We start from the raw sequence: 20320 nt of genomic DNA, 5'->3' as shown, positions 1-20320 counted from the left end.
GGCCACCTACGCCGACATCGCCCGCGCCCGGGACCGGATCGCCGAGGTGACCGGGGCGGCACCGCGCTGGTACCGGCCACCGTACGGTGCGCTGACGGCGGCGGCGGTGGTCACCTGCCGGCGGCTGGACCTGACCCCCGTGCTCTGGACGGCGTGGGGCCGGGACTGGGTGGCCGGCGCCACACCGGAGCAGATCCGGGCCACCCTCGCCCGGACCCTCGCCGGTGGCGGCACCGTCCTGCTGCACGACGCCGACTGCGCCTCGTCCCCGCAGGCGTGGCGGGGGACCCTGGGCGCGCTGCCCCTGCTGGTCGACTGGGCCCGCGAGCGGGGCCTCACCCTGGGGCCACTCGGCGCACACTCGCTGCCCACCGGGCCCTGACCCCGGGCCCACCCGGCACCCAGCGAGCCTCTCGGCCCGCCGCCCCGCCCGCTGTCGCCCGCCGCCTGTCGCTCTGCCGACGGTCGCCCGTGACCCGCCGGCCCGCGCCGCGCCCGCCGCCGGCCTGCCCGGTCACCGCCGGCCGCGGGTGGTCGCTCAGGCTCCACCGCCGGGCGTCGGCCCCCCGGCCGGGTCGGACGGCGGGAGGAAGGCCAGCGCCACGGTCAGGTCGAGGATGGTCCCCGGGTCGTCCAGCCGGTCGCCGTACAGCTCGCGGAGCTGTCCCATCCGGTACCGGACGGTCTGCGGGTGGACGAACAGGGCCGCCGCCACGTGGTCCCGGCGGCCCTGGTGCAGCACCCAGCAGCGCAGTGTCTCGGCGAGCCGGTGCGCGGTGGCCGGCGGCAGCGCCGCCAGCGGCGCGAGCACCTGGGCCCGCAGGTCGGCCAGCCCCTCGGGGTCGGTGCCGAGCAGCAGCCCCGTGAGGTGCCGTTCGGTGTCGACGGGCTCCTCGTCGCCGGGCCGGCCGAGGCCGAGCCGGTGGGCCCGGACCGCCCGCTGGTAGGAGGAGGCGGCCCGGTGCCAGGGGCGGGCCGGCCCGACCACCGCCCGCAAGCCGCGCAGCGTCCGCAGCAGGTGCGCCCGGCGGGCGGCGTGCATGTCCGGGACGAGCAGCACGGCCAGTTCCTCGGCCGCCGCCACGCCCGGCAGGTCCTCGGCGCTGTCCAGGGCGTGCGGCTCCAGGCGGGCCAGCGCCGGCCGTACGCCGCTGCGCGGCAGCACCACGACGGTCAGCGTCTGCGGCAGCGGCCAGTCGGCCCGCTCGGCCCGGCCGCGCAACTCCTCCTCGGCCTCGCCGGCCAGCAGGAGCTGGGTGAGCCGTTCCAGGTTGCGCCGCCGGGCCCGGCCCTCGCTGGCCAACTCGTCGGCGTGCCCGGCCACGCTGGCGGCGGAGAGCTCGTCGATGTAGGCGAACAGCAGCTCGGCGAACTCGGCGACGGTGGCCGCCGGCAGCCCGCCCCGGACGGTGGTGGTGGACATCTCCCGCCACGCCACCCGCGCGCCGACCCGGTACGCGGCCAGCAGCGCGTCCATGCTCCGCCCCGCGCGGGCCTCCCCGCTGCCCAGCGCGTACGCCGCCTCCAGGGCCGGGGTGAGCGGGGTGCTGGGATCGCTGGCCTGGGACCGCCCCATCAGGTTGAGGAACGTCCCGAGGGCGATCTGCACCGCGTTCTCGATCTTCTCCCGCATCTGGCCGGTGAGGGTGCCGGAGTAGCTCGGCACCTCGGCGGTGATCGCGGTCACCGTGCGTTCGGCGAGCAGGGGCAGCCGGTCCCGCAGCATCCGCGCCGCCTGCTCGTCGAGATTGAGCCGAGCGGGCGGATCCGGCTCCGGAAGTCGAACCGACACCGGTTTCACCCCCGATGATTGTGCCTGGCGAACAAGTTTTACCGAAGTGTTCACACCTCTCGGTCAAGATTTTATCCGCCAGCGCGGTCACTCTGGTGACATGACCTCGACGGTGACCCGCCTGCCCCGCACGGCCGCGCTGCGGGACCGGCTGCTCCGGCTCGCCGGGGCGGTGACCACCCCCCTGCTGCCGGAGGACTACCTCGACCTGATCGATCCGCTGCGCTCGGGCGCGGCGCTGCGCGGCCGGATCCTTGCCGTGACCCCGCAGACCCGCGACGCGGCCACCCTGACCCTCCGCCCCGGGCGCGGCTGGCGGGGCCACACCCCCGGGCAGTACGTCCGGCTCGGTGTCGACGTCGACGGCGTCCGCCAGTGGCGGGCGTACTCGGTGACCTCCGTGCCGGGCCGCGACCAGCCGATCACGGTCACCGTGAAGGCGATCCCGGACGGGGTGGTCAGCACCCACCTGGTCCGCCGCATCCGTCCCGGCACCGTCGTCCAGCTCGACCAGGCCCAGGGTGACTTCGTCCTGCCCCGGCCCGTGCCGCGCCGGATCCTCTTCGTCACCGCCGGCAGCGGCATCACGCCGGTGATGGCGATGCTGCGCGCCGGGGCGCACCGCGACGCCGACGTGGTGCTGGTCCACTCGGCCCCCACCGCCGCCGACGTGATCTTCGGCGCCGAGCTGCGCGACCTCGCCGCCCAGGGTGCGTTCCGGCTGGTCGAACGGCACACCGACGCCGCCGGCCCGCTCACCGCAGACCAGCTCGCCGCCCTGGTCCCCGACCACCTCGACCGGCGGACCTGGGCCTGCGGCCCGCTCGGTCTGCTGGACGCCGTCGAGGCGCACTGGGCGGCCCACGACCGCGCCGACCGGCTGCACACCGAGCGGTTCCGCCCGACGGTCGTCGCCCCCGGCGAGGGCGGCGAGGTCACCCTCACCCGGACGGCGGTGACGCTGCCGGCCGACGGGGCGACCCCGATCCTCGACGCCTCCGAGGCGGCCGGCGTGCTGATGCCCTCGGGCTGCCGGATGGGCATCTGCTACGGCTGTGTCCTGCCGCTGCGCCAGGGCGCGGTCCGCGACCTGCGCACCGGGGCGGTCACCACGGCGGCCCCCGGCGACGGCGTCCTCATCCAGACCTGCGTGTCGGCCGCGGCCGGCGCCTGCGACATCGAGCACTGACAGGGAGTTGGCGGACGTGACCGCGATGCAGAACAAGTCCCACAACCCGATCGCCCACCTCACCCCGGCCGACATCGAGCAGTTGGGCAAGGAGCTCGACGCGATCCGGGACCGCGTCGTCGCCAGCCGGGGCGAGCGCGACGCCGCGTACATCCGCCGGGTCATCGCCACCCAGCGCAAACTGGAGCTGGGCAGCCGGGCGGTGCTGCTCTTCTCGCTCTTCCCGCCGGCCTGGGTGGTCGGCACCGCCGGCCTGGCGGCGGCCAAGATCCTGGAGAACATGGAGATCGGCCACAACGTCCTGCACGGCCAGTGGGACTGGATGCGCGACCCGAAGATTCACTCCACCACCTGGGAGTGGGACAGCGTCTCCCCGGCCGACCAGTGGAAGCACTCGCACAACGAGCTGCACCACACGTACACCAACGTGATCGGCAAGGACAACGACCTCGGGTACGGCATCATGCGGGTCGACGAGGACCAGCGGTGGCACCCGATGCACCTCGGCCAGCCGCTGTGGAACTTCGTCAACGCCTGCTTCTTCGAGTACGGCATCGCCGCGTACGACCTCGAACTGGGCCGCAACCTGAAGAAGGGCCGGCACCGCGACCCGGGGTTCCGGGCCCGGGCCCGCGCCGTGGGCCGCAAGATCCGCCGGCAGGTGCTGAAGGACTACGTCCTGCACCCGCTGCTCTCCGGGCCCTCCTTCCTGTCCACCCTGGCCGCCACCTTCACCGCGAACCTGATCCGCAACCTGTGGACCCACTCGGTGATCATGTGCGGGCACTTCCCGTCCGGCGTGGAGACCTTCGCGAAGACCTCCATCGAGGGCGAGACCCGGGGCGAGTGGTACCTGCGGCAGATGCTCGGCTCGGCGAACATCAGCGGCAGCCGGCTGCTGCACGTCATGACCGGCAACCTGTCCTTCCAGATCGAGCACCACCTCTTCCCCGACCTGCCGAGCAACCGGTACCAGGAGATCGCCCCGGAGGTCCGGGCGCTGTTCGCCAGGTACGGCCTGACGTACACCACGGGGAGCCTGCCGAAGCAGGTCGCCTCCGCCTGGTGGAAGATCATCCGGCTCTCGCTGCCCAACCGGCGGGCCACCCCGGCCGTCGAGCAGAGCCCGGCCCCGGCGCTGACCGCCGGCTGAGCCGCCGTGGCGGGCGGACCGTCAGCGGCTGAGCCGCCGGTGGCGGGGACCGTGGCGGCGGGCCGTCAGCGGCGGGCCGTCCGGCGGCCCCTGACGAAGGCCAGCACGAGCAGCACCACGAAGGCGACCGCCCCGACGATGATCAGCCAGCGGGCCGCCTCCAGCAGCAGCCCGAGCAGGACGAGCGCCACCGCGACGATACCGATGACCAGCAGCATGGCCCGCATGTTCCCCTCCCGGGATCGCCGGTCCCGCCGCGTCCAGCACGGGCGGGGCCGGTCGCTTTCCCGCTGCGGGCGGCACCATGCCTGATCAGCGGCGGGCGACGTAGACGGTGTTGGCCGACTCCCCACCGGTGAGCGGATTGGGGAACCGGACGACCCGGGCCTGCCAGGTCGCGAACACCTCGGCCAGGGCGGTGCCGAACTCCTCGTCCGGCGGGTCGTCCGACCAGAGCGCGAAGACCCCGTCCGGGTGCAGGTGCGCGGCGAGCCGCCGCAGCCCGGCCGGGGTGTAGCAGCGGGCGTGGTCGGGATGCAGCACGTGCCGGGGCGAGTGGTCCACGTCCAGCAGCACCGCGTGGAAGCGCCGGCCCGGCGAGTCCGGGTCGAAACCGGCGTCGGACTCGGCGGCGGCGAAGAAGTCCGCCCGCACGAACCGGGTCCGCGGGTCGGTGGCCAGCCCGGCGGCGAACGGGAGCAGACCCCGCCGGTGCCAGTCGATCACGTCCTCGATCGCCTCCACCACCACCATCGACCCGACCCGCGGCTCCGCCAGCACCGTGCGGGCGGTGAAGCCGAGACCGAGGCCACCGACGACGACGTCGAGACCGGCGCCGGTCAGCTCCGCCAGGCCCAACCGGGCCAGCTCGATCTCGGCGACCGGGAAGAGACTCGACATCAGGAACGCGTCGTCGAGCTTGACCTCGTACACGTCGGTGTCCAGCGAGGGGTCCCGGCGTCGGCGCAGACTGATCTCGCCGATCGGGGTCTGACGCCAGGCCAGCTCCTGAAACCGTGCGCCCACTGGTCCTCATTCCGTCGTGGCGGCCCGTGCCGGGGCACGTTACCGGCCCGCCGACCGGGGTGCCCGCCCCGACGCGCCGGCCGGCGGCACCCGTCCGCGCCCGGCGGTCCCCCGCGCCCGGGGTGACGACGGAGGGTCAACGGGGTGTCGACGCGCCGTCTATCCTGTGCGCCGACCGACTCCGGCGGAAGGGGCTCCGATGCCGTCGCGGCAGGACCAGCTCCACTCGTACCAGTTCACCGTCCAGCGGGCGGTCGCCGCCCTGGTCATGCGGGACACCGACCCGGCGCAGTCGCCGTTTCGGCGGCTGGCCGGCGCGGCGCTGGCCAGCGTCCTGGTCGCGGTGATCGGGCTGGGCGGCTTCGCGCTCTACGGGTTGTTCGCCGGTGGCGGCAGCACCTGGCGCGACGCCGGGGCGGTGATCGTGGAGCGGGAGTCCGGCGCCCGGTTCGTCTACCGCGAGCGGAAGCTGCACCCGGTGCTGAACTACGCCTCCGCGCTGCTGATCATCGGCGCGGAGCGGCCCAAGACGGTGCTGGTCTCCCGGCGGTCCATCGAGGGGGTGCCGCGCGGCCTGCCGCTCGGCATCGCCGACGCCCCCGACTCGCTGCCCGCTCCCGGCCGGCTCTCCACCGCACCCTGGACGGTCTGCTCGGTCGCCCCGCCGGCCGACGAGCGGGCCACCCCCCGCTCCGCGCTGCTGATCGGGGCGGACCCGGCCGGCGGCCGGGCGCTCGGCGAGGCCGGGCTGCTGCTGCGGCACCCCGACGGCGGCCTGCACCTGCTCTGGCAGAACCGCCGCCACCTGCTGCGCGACACCGACCAGGTGCTGGCCGCGCTGGCCGCCACCCGGGCCCGCGCGGTCCCGGTCGCCCCGGCGCTGCTGAACACCATCCCGGCCGGGGCCGACCTGGCCCCGCTGTCGCTGCCCGGTCACGGCGAGCCGTCCGAGCGGGTGGCCGGGGCCACCGTCGGCGACGTGTTCCTGGTCCGCAACTCCGGCGGCGGCGCGCAGTACGCGGTGGTCGGCCGGACCGGCCTGGCCGGGATCACCGAGTTGCAGGCCAGTCTGCTGCTCGCCCGGACCGGGCAGGGCGAGCCGGAGCAGGTCAGTCTCGGCCGGTTCGCCGCCCTGCCGAAGCTGCCCGACCTGACCCCGGCCGGGCCGGCGGCGCCGCCCACGGTCCCGCCCCGCCTGGCCACCGTCGAGGGCGGCGGACTCTGCGCCCGGGTGGGCGACGACAGCGGCGTGCACGACGTCCGGACGGGCGTCCCGCTGCCCGAACTCGGCGCCGCCCCGCGGACCGGCGCGGGCCGGGGCGTGCTGGCCGACCACGTCCTGGTCGAGCCCGGCCGGGGCGCGGTCGTGGAGTCCGTGGCCGTCGCCGGCGCCACCGGCGGAACCGTCTCCGTGGTGACCGACCTGGGTCGCCGGTACGCGCTGGGTGGTACCGAGGTGCTCGGCACGCTCGGCTACCGCGACGTGCGGCCGGTGCGGCTGCCCGCCGGCCTGGTCAGCCTGGTCCCCGCCGGCAGCGCGCTCGACCCGGCCGCCGCCCGCGCCGTGGCCGCCCCCTCCGGGGACCGGTAGGCCGGGCTCAGGAGGTGGGGGAGGGGCCGTCGGCCGGGCGGCGCAGGACGGTCACGGCGAAGTCGGCGTCGTCGCGCCAGGGGCGCAGGTCCCAGGTGGCGAAGCGGTGCTCCCGCCGCAGCCCGGCGGTGACCGCGTCGGCGTCGAAGTCGCCGAGCGGGTACCCCCGGTCGGTGCCGAACCCGACCACCATGACCCCGTCGGGGCGTAGGTGGGCGGCGACCCGGGCCAGGACGGCGCGTTCGGTGCCCGGGGCGACGAAGGCCATCACGTTGCCGGCCAGCACGGCGGCGTCGAACGGCTCCGCCTCGCCGGCCTCGGCCAGCGTCATTTCGGCCAGGTCGGCGACCAGCCAGTGGGGCCCCGGGTGGTCGGTGCGGGCGGCGTCGACCAGCACCGGGTCGGCGTCCACCCCGACCACGGTGTGTCCCCGGGCGGCCAGGGCGGCACCCACCCGGCCGGTGCCGCAGCCGGCGTCGAGGATCCGCGACCCCGGCGCCACCAGGGCGTCCAGTAGCCGCGCCTCCCCGGCCAGGTCCGCGCCCTCGGCCGCCAGCCGCCGGAACCGGTCGACGTACCAGCGCGAGTGGTCTTCGGCGGTGTCGGTCACCCAGCGGGTCGGCTTGCTCATCCCGCCACGGTAGCCGCCCCCGCCGGCCGCGCTGGCGGCCCCGCCGGACGCGCCGCCGCCGGATGTGTCGCCGGCCCCGGGCTCGGTTTCCTGCGCGAGGCTCAGTCTCCGCCCGGCCGGCGCAGGTCCGGCAGGAGGCGGCGGGCGCGCAGCTCGGCCAGGCCCGGCGCGGTGGCGTCCCGGTCCGACAGCCGGGGGGCGGTGGTCGGCCAGCGGATGCCGAGCTCCGGGTCGAAGGGGTGCACCGCCCGCTCCCGTTCCGGGTCGTACGTGCTCGAACAGAGGTACACCACGGTCGCCTCCGGGCTCAGCGTGCAGAACCCGTGCCCGAGCCCCTCGGCCAGGTACAGCGCGGCCCGCTCGACGTCGTCCAGCGGTACCGCCTCCCACCGGCCGAAGGTGGGCGAGCCGACCCGCAGGTCGACGACCACGTCGACGACCTCCCCGCTGACACAGGTGATGTACTTCGCCTGCCCCGGGGGGACGTCGGAGAAGTGGATGCCCCGGACGACACCCCGCCGGGACACCGACACGTTCGCCTGGGCCAGATCCAGCGGGTGACCGACCACCTCGGCGAACCGGTCGTGGCGGTACCACTCGGCGAACAGGCCCCGCCCGTCGGCGTGCTGGCGCGGCACCACCTTCCAGGCGCCCTCGATGCCCAGCGGCTCCAGCCTCACCGGCGCGTACCGGTCGGCCGGCGGTCCCCGTCGCCTCGCACGGGCCCGATGCTAGGGGCCCCGCCGGGGTCGGGCAACCGTGGTCCCGCCGGGGCCGGGCCACCGGGCGGCGCCCGGGGCGGACGACCCGTGCGCCGGGGCGGCATCACCCATGTCGTGGCGCGGGACGGCCCTTCCCGGGACGGAGGTCCGGTTATCGTGGCCTGGACGGGCCTCTGGCGCTTGCGGGATGTGACTCATCGCGTGCGGGATGTGATTCATGGTCGACGCGGTTGTCACCAGGCTGCGGGCCCTGGCGGCCGACACCCTCGCCGGCAACTGGGAACACGACCACACCGTGCCGTCGCGCACCCTCTACCCGCACCAGTGGAGCTGGGACTCGGCCTTCGTCGCGGTCGGCTGGGCGCACCTGCGGCCCGACCGGGCCTGGCGGGAGTTGCGGACCCTGTTCGCCGCCCAGTGGGCCGACGGGCGGGTGCCGCACATCGTGTTCAACCCGGCGCGGCGCGGCGGCGCGTACTTCCCGGGGCCGGACTTCTGGGCCTCGGCGCGGGCCGACGGGGCGCCGGCCGTGGCCACCTCCGGCCTGCTCCAGCCGCCGGTGCACGCCCTGGCCGCGTGGCTGGCCCACCGGCGGGCCCCGACCGCGCAGGCCCGGTCCGCGTTGCGCTGGCTCTACCCCCGCCTGGTGGCCCAGCAGCGGTACCTGGCCGGTCGGCGTGACGTCGGCGGCGCGGGACTGGCCTGCATCGTGCACCCCTGGGAGTCCGGGTTGGACAACAGCCCGGCGTGGGACCTGCCGCTGGCTGCGGTGCCCGCCGACACCGCCGTGCTGCGGGCGTACCGCCGGCGCGACACCGACCACGCCGACGTCGCGCACCGACCGACGGACCTCGACTACGCCCGGTACGTCGCGCTCGCCGAGTCGTACCGGGCCCACGGGTACCGGGACGACGGGCTGCCGCAGCGGCATCCGTTCCTGGTGGAGTGCCCGCTGGTCAACGCGGCGGCGGGAGCGGCCGAACACGCGCTGGCCGGGATCGCCGCCGTGGTCGGGGCCGACCCGGGGCCGCACCGCGACCGGGCCGCCCGGATCACCGCCGCCGTCGTCGACCGGCTGTACGACCCGGCCAGCGGCACCTTCCACCCGCGTGACGTGCGCACCGGCGCGCTGCTCCCGGCGCGGACGGTGCTCGGCCTGCTCCCGCTCATCCTGCCCGACCTGCCGCGCCGGCAGGTCGACGCGATCGTCGCCGAGGCCCGGTCCGCCCGGTTCGGCCTGGCCGCCCGGATGGAGCGCCCGTTGCCCAGCCACGACCGCACCGCCCCGGACTTCGAGCCGGTGCGCTACTGGCGCGGCCCGAGCTGGATCAACATCGGCTGGCTGCTCTGGCGGGGGCTGCGCGGGCACGGTCACCCGGAACTGGCCGCCGGCCTGGCCGCGTCGATGATCCGGCTGGTGGCGACCGCCGGCGCGCACGAGTACTTCCATCCGGACACCGGCGCCGGCCTCGGCTCGCCCCGCTTCGCCTGGACCGCCGCGCTGCTGCTGGACGTGCTCGCCACGACCGCCCCCGACCCCGCCGTACCGGTGTGACCGGGACGACGGCCGTCCCGCCCCGCGACGGCGGCACGGGGTGACATGCTGGGCCGGACCGTGCCGGTGACGCGGAGCGAGGACGAACGGATGACGGTGACGGTGCGCCCGATGCGGGCCCGGGACGCCGAGCGGGTGCTCGCGATCTACCAGCTCGGCCTGGACGGTGGCGACGCCAGTTTCGAGACGGTGGCCCCGAGCTGGGCGGAGTTCGACGCGACCAGGCTGCCGGCACACCGTTTCGTCGCCGTCGACGACACCGACGCCGTCCTCGGCTGGATCGCGGTCACGCCGACCTCCCGCCGGCCGGTGTACGCCGGGGTGGTCGAGCACTCCGTCTACGTCGACCCCGCCGCGCGGGGCCGGGGCGTGGCCCGCGCCCTGCTCGACGCGCTCATCGCCGACACCGAGGCGGCCGGGATCTGGACCGTGCAGTCCGGGGTCTTCCCGGAGAACACCGCCAGCCTCGGCCTGCACGACCGGCTCGGGTTCCGGGTGGTGGGCGTGCGGGAGCGGGTGGGCCGGCGCGACGGGCGGTGGCGCGACGTGGTGCTGCTGGAGCGGCGCAGCCCCGTCGTCACCTGACCCCCGCCGGTCACGACCCGGTCGCGCCGATCGCCGCCCGCACGTCGGGCGGCAGCGGGTACGGGCGTTCGGCGGGCAGCGCCGCCCCCGCCGCCGCCTCGTCACCGGCGGCCAGCAGCGCCCGTACCGACCGGGCCGTGGCGGTGACGTCGGTGACGGCGACCAGCCATTCGTCGACGTACCGGGGGACCGCCTCGCCACCGAGTCCGATCTGGACCGAGCGGTGCGGCAGCGGGTCCAGCCGCAGCGACCGCTCCGGGTCCCACTGCACCCGTACCGGGCTCGACCGCAGGTGCCGGCCCCACGCCGCCCGGTCGGCGTACCGGTCCGGCTGGTGGCTGCTCGGGCAGGAGTGGGCCAGCGCCCACTCGAACCCCGCCCGGGTGATCTCGACGGCCAGCACCCGCTCCTGCCCCGGCTTCGTCGCCCAGCCGCAGCGGTACATCATCCACCGGAACGACGGCTTGATCCAGGTCATCCGCTCCCGTCGGAACGGCGGCACGAACCGCCCGGCGGCCAGCGCCGCGTCGGCGATCGACGGCGGGTACGCCTGGTAGACGGTGACGGTGTCGGCGGTGAAGAGGGCCCGGATCTGTCGGTGGGGAACGCTCACCCCGGTATGGTCGCGGAGCGGTCCGCTCCCCGCGACCGGATTCCGACCACCGGCTCCCACCCGCCACCGGCTCCCACCCGCCCCGATTCCCCGTCGGCCCCGACGGGCGGGCAGCGGCTAGGCTGCGGGCCGTGGCAGGTCTGTTGAGGAACGTGGCGACGACGATCAGCCGGATGGCCCGGGGCAGGGCCGTGCCGGCGCAGCGTGGCGGGCCGACCCCCGCCCAGGTGGCCCGGCGTCGTCAGGTCGCCGCCCTGCAACGCCGGGAGCTGACGTACGCGCCGGAGCTGGACGGGCAGGCCGACCCGGGCGAGGTGGTCTGGACCTGGGTGCCGTACGAGGACGACCCCCGCCAGGGCAAGGACCGTCCGGTGCTGGTGGTCGGGCGGCAGAGCCGGACCCTGTTCGGGCTGATGCTGTCCAGCCAGAGCGACCGGGCCGGCCAGCGGCACTGGCTGGCGCTCGGCCCGGGGGAGTGGGACCGGGACAACCGCCCGAGCTGGGTACGCCTCGACCGGGTGCTCACCATGCGTGAGGACGGCATCCGCCGGGAGGGCGCGGTGCTCGACCGGGCCCGGTTCGACCGGGTGGGCGCGGCCCTGCGCTCCGGGTACGGCTGGCACTGACGAGCACCGCCCCGGAGCCGGCCGCCCCGCTCGCGTGGTCGGCCCCGGCGGCGCGCCCGGCCCCGACGACCTGGGCGGGACGGCCCGCCCCGTGGTCAGTAGTCGGCGACGAGTTGCCGGGCCGAGCGGGTGCCGCTGAGGCTCTTGGCCCGGTACATCTCCTCGTCGGCGCGGCAGAGCGCGTCGGAGAGCTGCGCCGGGCAGGTCACCGGGGCCAGCCCGACCGACGCGGTGACCCGGAGGGTGAGGGTGCCGAGCTGGATCGGCGCGGCCATCATCTCGCACAGCCGTCGGGTGGCGTGGTCGATCCACCGGCGGTCCATGGTGGGGCTGGCCAGGAGCCCGGCGAACTCGTCGCCGCCGAGCCGGGCGACCAGGTTCTCCCCGGCGAAGGTGGCCAGCCGTTCGGCGACGTTGATCAGCACGTGGTCACCGGCGGCGTGCCCGTACCGGTCGTTGATCTGCTTGAAGTCGTCGAGGTCGAGGACGACCGCGAGCAGGGGCTTGCCGGCGGCATCGGTGAGCAGCGTGGCGGCCAGCCGGTAGAACGCGCGCCGGTTGGGTAGCCCGGTGAGCGGGTCGTGGCTGGCGGCGTGCCGCTCGGCGGCCAGCTCCGCCTGCAGGTGGGCGATCTCCGCCTCGGCCCGCAGCGCCCGGCGACGCAGCTGCCAGGCCGACATGATGGCACCGACGGCGGAGATGCCGGACGCGACGGTCAACGGATCCGGCACGAGCCCCTCCCATCACCGCAGCTGCGCTAAGCCTGGCGGGTGGCGGCCGACGCACCGAGCCAGGCCCTTGTTTTGCCTGATCAGACCCCATCCGGGGGTAACTCAAAGTGAACGGACGTATACCGGTCTGAGTTGTTATCATGCTCGCTGTCCATTGCAGATGCAATAGCAGATGCACGTGCATTTCAAGTCCAGCCGAACACCCGTAACGCTCGCCGACTCCGCTCCTCCCCACGGCACCGGCAGGCTCCTGGAGAGAAAGACGCCTCATGCAGCAACCACCGAACGGCGTTCCCACCAGCCAGCTTCCACCGCTGAGGTGGCAGAAGAGTCGACGCAGCAACCCCAGCGGCAACTGCGTGGAACTCGCCGAGCTGCCGGGGGGAGCCGGCATCGCTCTGCGTAACTCCCGGCATCCGGAGGGTCCGGCGCTGATCTACACGGTCGACGAGATCACCGCGTTCGTGCTGGGTGCCCGGGACGGGGACTTCGACCACCTCATCGACTGACCGCCGCACCGTGGGCGGTACGTGATCGGACTGGCCGGGGGAGTTCACCTCACCGACGGTCCATGGCATGCTTACACGTCGGTCGGGCCGTGGCCCGACCGACGAGTGGCAGGCGGAGGGACGGCACGTGACGATGGTTCCAGCCGAGGGCGGTCCCGCGACCGGCCCGACCGTCCTGCGGATGCTGCTCGGCGCGCAGTTGCGGCGGCTGCGCGAGGGGTGTGGCGTCACCCGGGAGGGCGCCGGGTGGGAGATCCGCGCCTCCGAATCGAAGATCAGCCGGATGGAGCTGGGCCGGGTCGGCTTCAAGGAGCGCGACGTCTCCGACCTGCTCACCCTCTACGGGGTCAAGGACCCGCACGAGCGGGAGTCGCTGCTGAAGCTGGCCCGGGACGCCAACAACCCGGGCTGGTGGCACCGGTACGGCGACGTGCTGCCCACCTGGTTCCAGTCCTACCTCGGCCTGGAGGCGGCGGCTGCGCTGATCCGCAGCTACGAGGTGCAGTTCGTGCCCGGCCTGTTGCAGACCCGGGACTACGCCCGCGCGGTGGTGAGCCTCGGTCACCGGCGGGCCACCCCGGACGAGCTGGACCGCCGGGTCGACCTGCGGATCCAGCGCCAGCAACTGCTGCACCGCCCGGACCCGCCGCAACTGTGGGCGGTGGTCGACGAGGCGGCGCTGCGCCGGCCCATCGGTGGTCGGGAGGTGATGCGGGGGCAGCTCACCGCGCTGATCGAGGCGACCCGCGCGCCGCACGTCCGGGTCCAGGTCATCCCCTTCGACGCGGGTGGGCACGCCGCCGCCGGTGGCGCCTTCACCATCCTGCGCTTCGGTGACCAGGACCTGCCCGACATCGTCTACATCGAACAGCTCACCAGCGCGATCTACCTGGACAAGCGGGAGGATCTCGACTTCTACGCGGTGGCCATGGAACGGCTCTGCGTGGAGGCGGAGCCGCCGGAGCGTACCCCGCAGATCCTCACCCGGATCATCGACGAGCTGTACCGCTGAGCCGCTCGCCGGAGCCGCCCGGCGGGCGCACGGACTGTCCTTCTCCTGACCCGGCCGGTGGGCCCGGTATCGGTGTTGACCGGTCCGGTGCCGTCCGACTAATCTCTGGATCGATACAGACTGAATCGATCCAGAAGGGCAGTGATGAGGCCGACCCTGCAGGCCGTGGCCGATGCCGTCGGTGTCTCCCGCAGCACCGTCTCCAACGCCTACAGCCGCCCCGACCAGCTCTCCGCCGACCTGCGGCGGCGCATCCTGGACGCTGCCGCGCAGTTGGGCTATCCGGGGCCCGATCCCACCGCCCGTTCGTTGCGTCGGGGCCGCGTCGGTGCCATCGGGGTGCTGTTCAGCTCCCGGCTGTCGTACGCCTTCACCGACCCGTTCGCGGTGCGGTTCCTGCGCGGGGTCAGTGAGGCCGCCGAGCGGCACCGCACCAGCCTGTTGCTGGTGCCGCTGCCGGATGACCCCACCGAGGCCCGGCAGGCGGTGGAGAACGCCGCCGTCGACGGCTTCTGCGTCTACTGCGTGGGCCACGAGTCGCACCTCCTGGCCGGGATCCGGGCCCGAGGGTTGCCGTTCGTCACCACCGCCCCGACCGAGGCCCCGGCAGCCGGCGACCGCTGGGTCGCCATCGACGAGCGGGCCGCCGCCCGCTCGGTCGCCGACCACGTGGCGGGCCTCGGGCACCGACGGGTCGCGCTGCTCGCCGAGAAGATCCTGCCCGGCGCCCCGCCCGGACCGCTCGACCTGGCCGCCCCGTCGGACGCCCTGCACCTCACCAACCGGGGTCGGCTGGCCGGCTTCGCCGACGCCTTCGCCGCCGTCGGGGTCGACTGGCGCGATCTCACCATCCTGAACGCCACCGGCAACACCCGGTCGGCCGGCGCCGCGGCGGTCGCCGCCGCCCTGACCGCTGCCGATCCGCCGACGGCGGTGCTGTCCTGCTCCGACCTGCTCGCCCTGGGCGTGCTCGACGCCCTGGCCGCCGGTGGCCGGGCCCCCGCCGACGGACCGGTCGTCACCGTCACCGGCTTCGACGACATCGCCGACGCCGCCGACGCCGGCCTGACCACCGTCCGCCAGTCCGCCGAGGAGAAGGGGCGGATCGCCACCGAGCTGCTGCTCGACCCGCCCGGGGACGCGCCCGGCCGGGTCCTGCTCGGCACCGAACTCGTCGTCCGCACCTCGTCCGGCCCCGTCCAGAGGAGTTGACCATGGAACAGCCTGCCGGCTTCAGCCTCGCCCTCGACGCGATGTCCCGCCACGTCACCTCGGCCCGCCCCGACGCCCCGGTCCGCCCCGACCCGCCCCGTCGGTCGCTGCTGGCCGGCGGCCGTACCGCCGGCGCCGTCGCGCTGCGCCGCCTCGCCGACCGGCTCGAACCCCGGCCGGCCCCCGCGCCGCCCTGCGTCCCCTGACCGCCCCGGACGTGAGTCACCGCTCCCGGTGACTGGTGGGCGGCGGCACCGAGCGGGCAGACTGAACCCATCATGTCGCCGTTCACCCCCGACCTGCGTCTGCACGGCCGGTACCTGCTGCGCACCCGTATCGGCCTCGGCGGGATGTCCGAGGTGTGGCGGGCCGACGACGAGGTGCTGCACCGCCCCGTCGCGGTGAAGGCCCTGGTGGCGCAGTTCGCCGCCGACCCCCAGCTCCGGGCCACCATCCAGCGCGAGGCCCGCGCCGCCGCCCGGCTCACCCACCCCCACATCACCCAGGTGTACGACTACGGCGAGGCCACCCTCGCCGGCGGTGTCGTGGTGCCGTACCTGGTGATGGAACTGGTCGACGGGGAGAACCTCGCCGAACGGCTCGCCGCCGGGCCGCTGCCCTGGCCCGAGGCGGCCCGGACGGCCGGTGAGGTCGCCGCCGCCCTGGCCGCCGCGCACCGGCTCGGCGTGGTGCACCGCGACGTCAAGCCCGGCAACGTGATGCTCACCGAGACCGGCGCCAAGGTGCTCGACTTCGGCATCGCCGCGCTCTCCGGCCCGCACCTGCTCGCCGGCCGCCCCGGCGACCCGCTGATGGGCACCCCCGCGTACACCGCGCCGGAACGCCTGACCCCGGGGCCGCCGGACCCGGCCAGCGACGTGTACGCCCTCGGCGTGCTGCTGTACCGGGCGCTCACCGGCCGCACGCCGCTGCGGGTGCGTACCTTCGCCGAGGCGGCCGAGGCACACCGGCAGGGGGTGCCCGTACCGCCGCCGGCCGTGCCGGGCCTCCCCGCCGACCTCGCCACGCTCACCCTGGCCTGCCTCGCCGCCGACCCGGCCCGCCGGCCGTCCGCCGCGCGGGTGGCCGCCCGGCTCGGCGCCGGCCGGCCCGTCGACCCGCCGACCACCTCCGTGCCGGTGGTCGGGACGTCGACCGCGCAGCTGCCCGTCGTGTCCGGGCACGACCAGCCACCGACCCTGGTGGACCGGGAGCCCTCGGCTCCCGCCGCGTCGACCGGCGCGCCCCTGCTCACCGCCGCGCCCGGCACGGTGTCCGGCCGGGCCCGCCGGGGCCAACCGGGACGCGGGCTGGTCGCGGCGGGCGTCGTCGGCGTCCTGGTGCTGCTCGCCGGTGTGATGGGGGTGCTCGCCGCCCGGTCGGGCAGCGAGCAGCCACCGGTCGCCGAGGCGGCCGACCTCGCCGGGCCGTCGGCCGCCCCGACCTCGGCACCACCGTCGCCGTCGCCGTCGGCGTCACCGACGCCGAGGAGGCCCGCGCCCGCGACCACCGCGCCCGACCTGCCGGGGACCGCCCGCGCCGTGATCACCGAGTTCCTGGCCGTGCTGGTGCGGGCCCAGATCCAGGGCGACGTCGACGGCCGGACCGCCGAGGACCTGCGCAAGCGGCTCACCCAGGTGGTCGCCAGCAAGCCGAAGGACGTCGACAAGCGCGTCGCCGACCTCACCAAGCGGATCGGCCGGGAGGTGGACCGGGAACGCCTCGGCGAGGACACCGCCGACAAGCTGCGCGACCTGGTGACCGCGTACGGCGAACTGCGCGGCGACGGGGACGACGACGAGGACGAGGACGACGACTAGCTACCGCACCTCGACCCGGTCCCCGACGCTGACCCGTCCCGCTCGCACCACCTGCGCGTACGCGCCCACGCACGGCTGCGCCGCCAGTTCGGGCAGCGGGGCGACCCGGTTCAGCCGGGCCGGTACCCGCAGCGCCTCGACCGCCCGGGGGAGCGTGCCGTGCGCCAGCGTCGGCACCGCGCACCGGGGCGTCCGCGCCAGCACCCGCAGCACCACCTCGGAACCGAGGTGCACGTCCCGCCCCACCCAGTCGTTCTCGACGAAACCCGTCCCCGACGTCGCCAGCACCAGGTTCGGTCGGTAGCGGCGCACCTCGACGCCGCCCGGCGTCGCCGCCCCGATCGCGTCCATGGTGGACGTGGTGACCAGGTGCACCGGGGCGAAGTCGACGAACGTCCCCGCCGCCGCGGCCGTGGCGAGCGGGCTGACGTCCACCGTCACCGGCGCGGTGACCCCGGCGGCGAGGACCTCGTCGGGGCGGGCCCGGTCCAGCACGGCGCCCGGCGGGGCGGTGTCGACCAGGGTGACCGGCTGACCGAGCAGCCGGGACAGCACGGCGTCGGCGTCGGGGTCGACCGGGCGGAGCCGACGGCCGTCCGGCAGGTCGATCCGGACCGTCTCCGGGGTGCCGCCGCTGGCCCGCAGGGTCAGCAGGCCCCGCCAGCGTCGGGGGTCCTTCGCGCTGGCCACCCGGCCGGTGCCCCGGTGCAGCAGGGCCAGGCGGCGGTCGCCGGCCACCCCGGCCGAGGTCAGGCCGACGGTCTCCAGCGGCTCGCCCAGCATCGACTTCACCGGGTACCGCCACACCTGTGCCAGCCGTCCGACGACCGGGCCGGTGGACCGGGCCGTGGTGGACCCGGTGGCGACGGTCGCGTCCGGGGCGGACCGGGACGAGCCGTCCGACCCCGGGACGGTGGCCTCGCTCGACACCCGCACAGCCTAGCGGCACGCCGACCATCCCGGATGTCCCCGCTGTCCGGTTCCTGCCGCCCCCACCGCCCACCAGCGACACCGGTCGACCCGCCGCCGCCCGGACCGCCCTGGCCCGTCGCGCCGCCCGACGTGTCGTAGCCGCCGGACGTTGCCGCAGGTCACGGTGATGGCCTGGCGGAATGGCCGCTTGCCGTCGGCCGTTGTACCCGTCGACGCCCGGCACCGCCTCCGGTGCCGTCTCGGGCTCTCTCCCTCGTCCAGCGCCTTCTCCGGTGCTGGCGGCTCCGCCACGTCGCGCGGAGACGTCCACCCCCGAACGGAGCGTGACGATGAATACGATCTTCCGTAACAGCGCCCTGTCCCTGGCCGGTCTGCTGGTCGCCGGTGGGGCCGTCGCCGTCCCGGCGCTCGCGGCCCAGACCACCCCCGCCGAGCGGGCCGCCACGTCGGCGGTGCAGGCCGACCGGCCCGCCCGGGGCGAGCGGGTCCTCGGCATCCAGTACGAGGCGCAGCCGAACTTCTACTACTGCGGCCCGGCCGCCACCCGGATCGCCCTGTCCGCCCTGGGCACGACCATGAGCCAGGACGAGGTGGCGACGAAGCTGGGCACCACCGAGGCCGGCACCGACTCGGCCGAGGAGACCACCCGGGTGCTGAGCGAGGTGACCGGTGAGCGGTACCGGACCACGGAGATCTCCGGGGACCGGGCCGCGCCGGCGCAGGCCGAGCGGTTCCGCGCCGACGTGGTCACCGCGGTCGACGACGGCCGCGCCGTGGTCGCCAACATCAAGGGCAGCGCCGTGGACGTGAACGGCAACCCGTACTCGTACGAGGGCGGGCACTACGTGACCGTCGTCGGCTACCGCGACGGCGGGAACACCGTCAAGATCGCTGATCCGTACGCCCCGAGCGAGCAGTACTGGATGGACGCCACCCGGACGGCCGACTGGATCGCCCAGCGCGGCTACTCGAGTTGACGTCCCACCCTGCACGACCCTGCACGACCGGCCGGCGGCCGGGCCCCGACCGGGCCAGGCCGCCGGCTTCCGTCTATCGCCGGGTGGGGTTTTCCGCGTCCGGGCCGTATGGTGTCCCGGTGCGGTTCTGCGGTGCCCCTCCATGGTTCCTCTCAGCGAACACCCATACGGTTGTCACATGATCAGTGGGTGGCAGTTGTTGGCGGCGGACGGCGGGGGTGAGCCGCCGACCGGTGGCATCACCGGGTACGTCGTCGGCCTGATGGAGAAGCTCGGTGGGCCGGGCGCCGGCCTCGCGGTGGCGCTGGAGAACCTCTTCCCGCCGATCCCGAGCGAGATCATCCTGCCGCTGGCCGGTTTCACGGCGAGCCAGGGCCGGATGAGTCTGTTCGGCGCGATCGCCTGGACGACCCTGGGCGCGGTGGTGGGTGCGGTCGCCCTGTATTACATCGGCGCCGCGCTCGGCCGCGACCGGATGCGGGCGATCGCCGAGAAGCTGCCCCTGATCAAGCTCTCCGACGTGGACCGCACCGAGGCGTGGTTCATCAAGCACGGCAAGAAGGCCGTCTTCTTCGGTCGGATGATCCCCATCTTCCGGAGCCTCATCTCCATCCCGGCCGGGGTGGAACGGATGCCGATCGGGACGTTCCTCGTCTACACCACGGCGGGCAGCCTGATCTGGAACACGATCTTCGTGCTCGCCGGCTACTTCCTCGGCGAGAACTGGCACATCGTGGAGACGTACGCCGGCTTCTTCCAGAAGGTGGTCATCGTCGTCTGCGCGATCGCCGCCGTCTGGTTCGTGGTGGCCCGTATCCGGCGCGCCCGGCGCGGCGACGACGACCCGGCGGTGGACGCCGGCGTCGAACCCGCCGGCCCCGGCTTCTTCGCGGACTTCGGTTCCGGCGCCGCGCCGACGCCCGAGCCGGGCCGCGCGGCGGGCCCGCCGCCCACCGGCACGGTGTACCGCAGCAACTGGGCGGCCTCCGGTGACGACCCGCCCGGCGGCACCTGGCCCCCGCGCTGACCGCCCGATCCTGAGCTGTCCCCGGTCCCCACCGCCCGTTGCGGCGGCGGGGACCGGCCCGAGCCGCCCGACCCGGGTCGGGTGCCACCGCGCCGGGTGGGGGCGTCGCCGGCCGGACACCCGATCGGGGCCGACCGCACCACCCGGAAAGAAGACCGTCTGCCGCGAACCTTCCGCGCGCCGGGTGCCGCCCACGACGGGTGGGCACCTCCGGACGCCGTGGGTCGGATTCGCCCGGGTCGGGCGCCGTCGCCACCCGGTCCCGGTACCCGATCATCCCGACTGCGTGCCCTGCGTCGGATGTCCGGTTCGGCGGTGTGGTGGGGGGCACCCGTCGGCTGGAATGGCGGTGGGGGTGGGGTCGTTGTACCTGGCGTACGACCGAGCAGGGCACCCCTTCTCGCCTGGCGGGGTGGGGGCCGGGCCGCCGGAATGATGGTGGCCGGCCGGTCGTTACATCTGGGCCCGGCGTGGTGAGCCGCCCCCGTGAGTTCCCGCGTCGTTCTTGTTCTTCTTTTCTTTTCCCCTGTGGGCGCCTGACGGTGCTCGTGCACCCGTGTCCCCTGGTGTGGGTGTCGACGATCCCCCGAATGGAGCTGGTCATGAACTCGATTAT

22 protein-coding genes are annotated in these 20320 nt (G+C 75.2%); 14 read left to right on the top strand and 8 right to left on the bottom strand.

The annotated features are described in order from the left end of the window. Positions 1–382: polysaccharide deacetylase family protein (locus tag AWW66_RS26065; RefSeq protein WP_157527950.1), on the top strand; the 382-nt coding region annotated here is incomplete at its 5' end. Positions 383–538: 156 nt separating this feature from the next. Here the strand turns inward: AWW66_RS26065 and AWW66_RS26060 are convergent. Next, the gene (locus AWW66_RS26060; RefSeq protein WP_067371480.1) at positions 539–1792 is read right to left on the bottom strand and encodes a PucR family transcriptional regulator; all 1254 of its coding nucleotides are present in this window, start codon (positions 1790–1792) and stop codon (positions 539–541) included. 100 nt (positions 1793–1892) lie between these two features. Here AWW66_RS26060 and AWW66_RS26055 point away from each other — a divergent pair, with 100 nt between their 5' ends. Both AWW66_RS26055 and AWW66_RS26050 read left to right on the top strand, forming a co-directional pair. After that, on the top strand, positions 1893–2981 hold the full coding sequence (locus AWW66_RS26055) for a ferredoxin reductase (protein WP_067371473.1): 1089 nt from the start codon (positions 1893–1895) through the stop codon (positions 2979–2981). A gap of 25 nt (positions 2982–3006) precedes the next feature. After that, on the top strand, positions 3007–4134 hold the full coding sequence (locus tag AWW66_RS26050; RefSeq protein WP_396890704.1) for a fatty acid desaturase family protein: 1128 nt from the start codon (positions 3007–3009) through the stop codon (positions 4132–4134). Positions 4135–4199: 65 nt separating this feature from the next. On the opposite strand, the gene AWW66_RS34610 is transcribed toward AWW66_RS26050, so the two are convergent. After that, complete coding sequence (locus AWW66_RS34610) at positions 4200–4361, bottom strand: hypothetical protein (RefSeq protein ID WP_169807175.1); 162 nt, start codon at positions 4359–4361, stop codon at positions 4200–4202. A gap of 85 nt (positions 4362–4446) precedes the next feature. Beyond that, positions 4447–5160 (bottom strand): polyamine aminopropyltransferase, encoded by a 714-nt coding sequence (locus tag AWW66_RS26045; RefSeq protein ID WP_067371472.1) that lies wholly within the window; start codon positions 5158–5160, stop codon positions 4447–4449. Between the two features lie 199 nt (positions 5161–5359). On the opposite strand from AWW66_RS26045, the gene eccB reads away from it, so the two are divergent. Further along, positions 5360–6751 carry a type VII secretion protein EccB gene (gene eccB / locus AWW66_RS26040; protein ID WP_067371471.1) on the top strand — a complete coding sequence of 464 codons (1392 nt, stop codon included), beginning with the start codon at positions 5360–5362 and terminating at the stop codon, positions 6749–6751. A gap of 7 nt (positions 6752–6758) precedes the next feature. On the opposite strand, the gene AWW66_RS26035 is transcribed toward eccB, so the two are convergent. Further along, positions 6759–7382 (bottom strand): class I SAM-dependent methyltransferase, encoded by a 624-nt coding sequence (locus AWW66_RS26035; RefSeq protein WP_067371470.1) that lies wholly within the window; start codon positions 7380–7382, stop codon positions 6759–6761. Between the two features lie 101 nt (positions 7383–7483). After that, on the bottom strand, positions 7484–8062 hold the full coding sequence (locus AWW66_RS26030; RefSeq protein ID WP_067371468.1) for a dTDP-4-dehydrorhamnose 3,5-epimerase family protein: 579 nt from the start codon (positions 8060–8062) through the stop codon (positions 7484–7486). A gap of 259 nt (positions 8063–8321) precedes the next feature. Here AWW66_RS26030 and AWW66_RS26025 point away from each other — a divergent pair, with 259 nt between their 5' ends. Together AWW66_RS26025 and AWW66_RS26020 are read left to right on the top strand one after the other, a co-directional pair. Then, on the top strand, positions 8322–9659 hold the full coding sequence (locus AWW66_RS26025; RefSeq protein ID WP_067371466.1) for an MGH1-like glycoside hydrolase domain-containing protein: 1338 nt from the start codon (positions 8322–8324) through the stop codon (positions 9657–9659). A gap of 90 nt (positions 9660–9749) precedes the next feature. Further along, positions 9750–10244: a GNAT family N-acetyltransferase gene (locus AWW66_RS26020; RefSeq protein WP_067371476.1), complete on the top strand. Its 495-nt coding sequence runs from the start codon at positions 9750–9752 to the stop codon at positions 10242–10244. Between the two features lie 10 nt (positions 10245–10254). Here the strand turns inward: AWW66_RS26020 and AWW66_RS26015 are convergent, their stop codons facing one another. Then, on the bottom strand, positions 10255–10857 hold the full coding sequence (locus AWW66_RS26015) for a DUF4291 domain-containing protein (RefSeq protein WP_067371464.1): 603 nt from the start codon (positions 10855–10857) through the stop codon (positions 10255–10257). 131 nt (positions 10858–10988) lie between these two features. On the opposite strand from AWW66_RS26015, the gene AWW66_RS26010 reads away from it, so the two are divergent. Next, positions 10989–11483, top strand: coding sequence for a type II toxin-antitoxin system PemK/MazF family toxin (locus tag AWW66_RS26010; protein ID WP_067371462.1), 495 nt, complete (start codon positions 10989–10991; stop codon positions 11481–11483). A 95-nt stretch (positions 11484–11578) separates the two neighbouring features. Here the strand turns inward: AWW66_RS26010 and AWW66_RS26005 are convergent, their stop codons facing one another. Further along, entirely contained in the window at positions 11579–12214 is a 636-nt protein-coding gene (locus AWW66_RS26005) for a GGDEF domain-containing protein (protein ID WP_067371460.1), read from the bottom strand. A gap of 269 nt (positions 12215–12483) precedes the next feature. On the opposite strand from AWW66_RS26005, the gene AWW66_RS26000 reads away from it, so the two are divergent. The 5 genes from AWW66_RS26000 (at position 12484) to AWW66_RS25980 (ending at position 16767) form a co-directional block, all read left to right on the top strand. Beyond that, a complete protein-coding gene (locus tag AWW66_RS26000) occupies positions 12484–12723 on the top strand; it encodes a DUF397 domain-containing protein (protein WP_067371457.1) in 240 nt (79 codons plus the stop codon). A 127-nt stretch (positions 12724–12850) separates the two neighbouring features. Further along, entirely contained in the window at positions 12851–13735 is an 885-nt protein-coding gene (locus AWW66_RS25995; protein WP_157527947.1) for a helix-turn-helix domain-containing protein, read from the top strand. A 165-nt stretch (positions 13736–13900) separates the two neighbouring features. After that, on the top strand, positions 13901–14947 hold the full coding sequence (locus AWW66_RS25990; RefSeq protein ID WP_245648492.1) for a LacI family DNA-binding transcriptional regulator: 1047 nt from the start codon (positions 13901–13903) through the stop codon (positions 14945–14947). A gap of 2 nt (positions 14948–14949) precedes the next feature. After that, on the top strand, positions 14950–15153 hold the full coding sequence (locus tag AWW66_RS25985) for a hypothetical protein (RefSeq protein WP_067371450.1): 204 nt from the start codon (positions 14950–14952) through the stop codon (positions 15151–15153). Between the two features lie 72 nt (positions 15154–15225). Then, positions 15226–16767: a serine/threonine-protein kinase gene (locus AWW66_RS25980; protein WP_067371448.1), complete on the top strand. Its 1542-nt coding sequence runs from the start codon at positions 15226–15228 to the stop codon at positions 16765–16767. Here the strand turns inward: AWW66_RS25980 and AWW66_RS25975 are convergent, their stop codons facing one another. Next, positions 16768–17697, bottom strand: coding sequence for an MOSC domain-containing protein (locus AWW66_RS25975; RefSeq protein ID WP_245648491.1), 930 nt, complete (start codon positions 17695–17697; stop codon positions 16768–16770). Between the two features lie 332 nt (positions 17698–18029). On the opposite strand from AWW66_RS25975, the gene AWW66_RS25970 reads away from it, so the two are divergent. Both AWW66_RS25970 and AWW66_RS25965 read left to right on the top strand, forming a co-directional pair. Further along, positions 18030–18677: a C39 family peptidase gene (locus AWW66_RS25970; protein ID WP_067371446.1), complete on the top strand. Its 648-nt coding sequence runs from the start codon at positions 18030–18032 to the stop codon at positions 18675–18677. Between the two features lie 178 nt (positions 18678–18855). Continuing rightward, positions 18856–19704, top strand: coding sequence for a DedA family protein (locus AWW66_RS25965; RefSeq protein ID WP_067371444.1), 849 nt, complete (start codon positions 18856–18858; stop codon positions 19702–19704). Positions 19705–20320: the final 616 nt, after the last annotated feature.

Source organism: Micromonospora rosaria (assembly GCF_001567585.1).
GTDB classification, from domain to species: domain Bacteria; phylum Actinomycetota; class Actinomycetes; order Mycobacteriales; family Micromonosporaceae; genus Micromonospora; species Micromonospora rosaria.
This window is presented reverse-complemented; position numbering and strand designations above follow the sequence as displayed.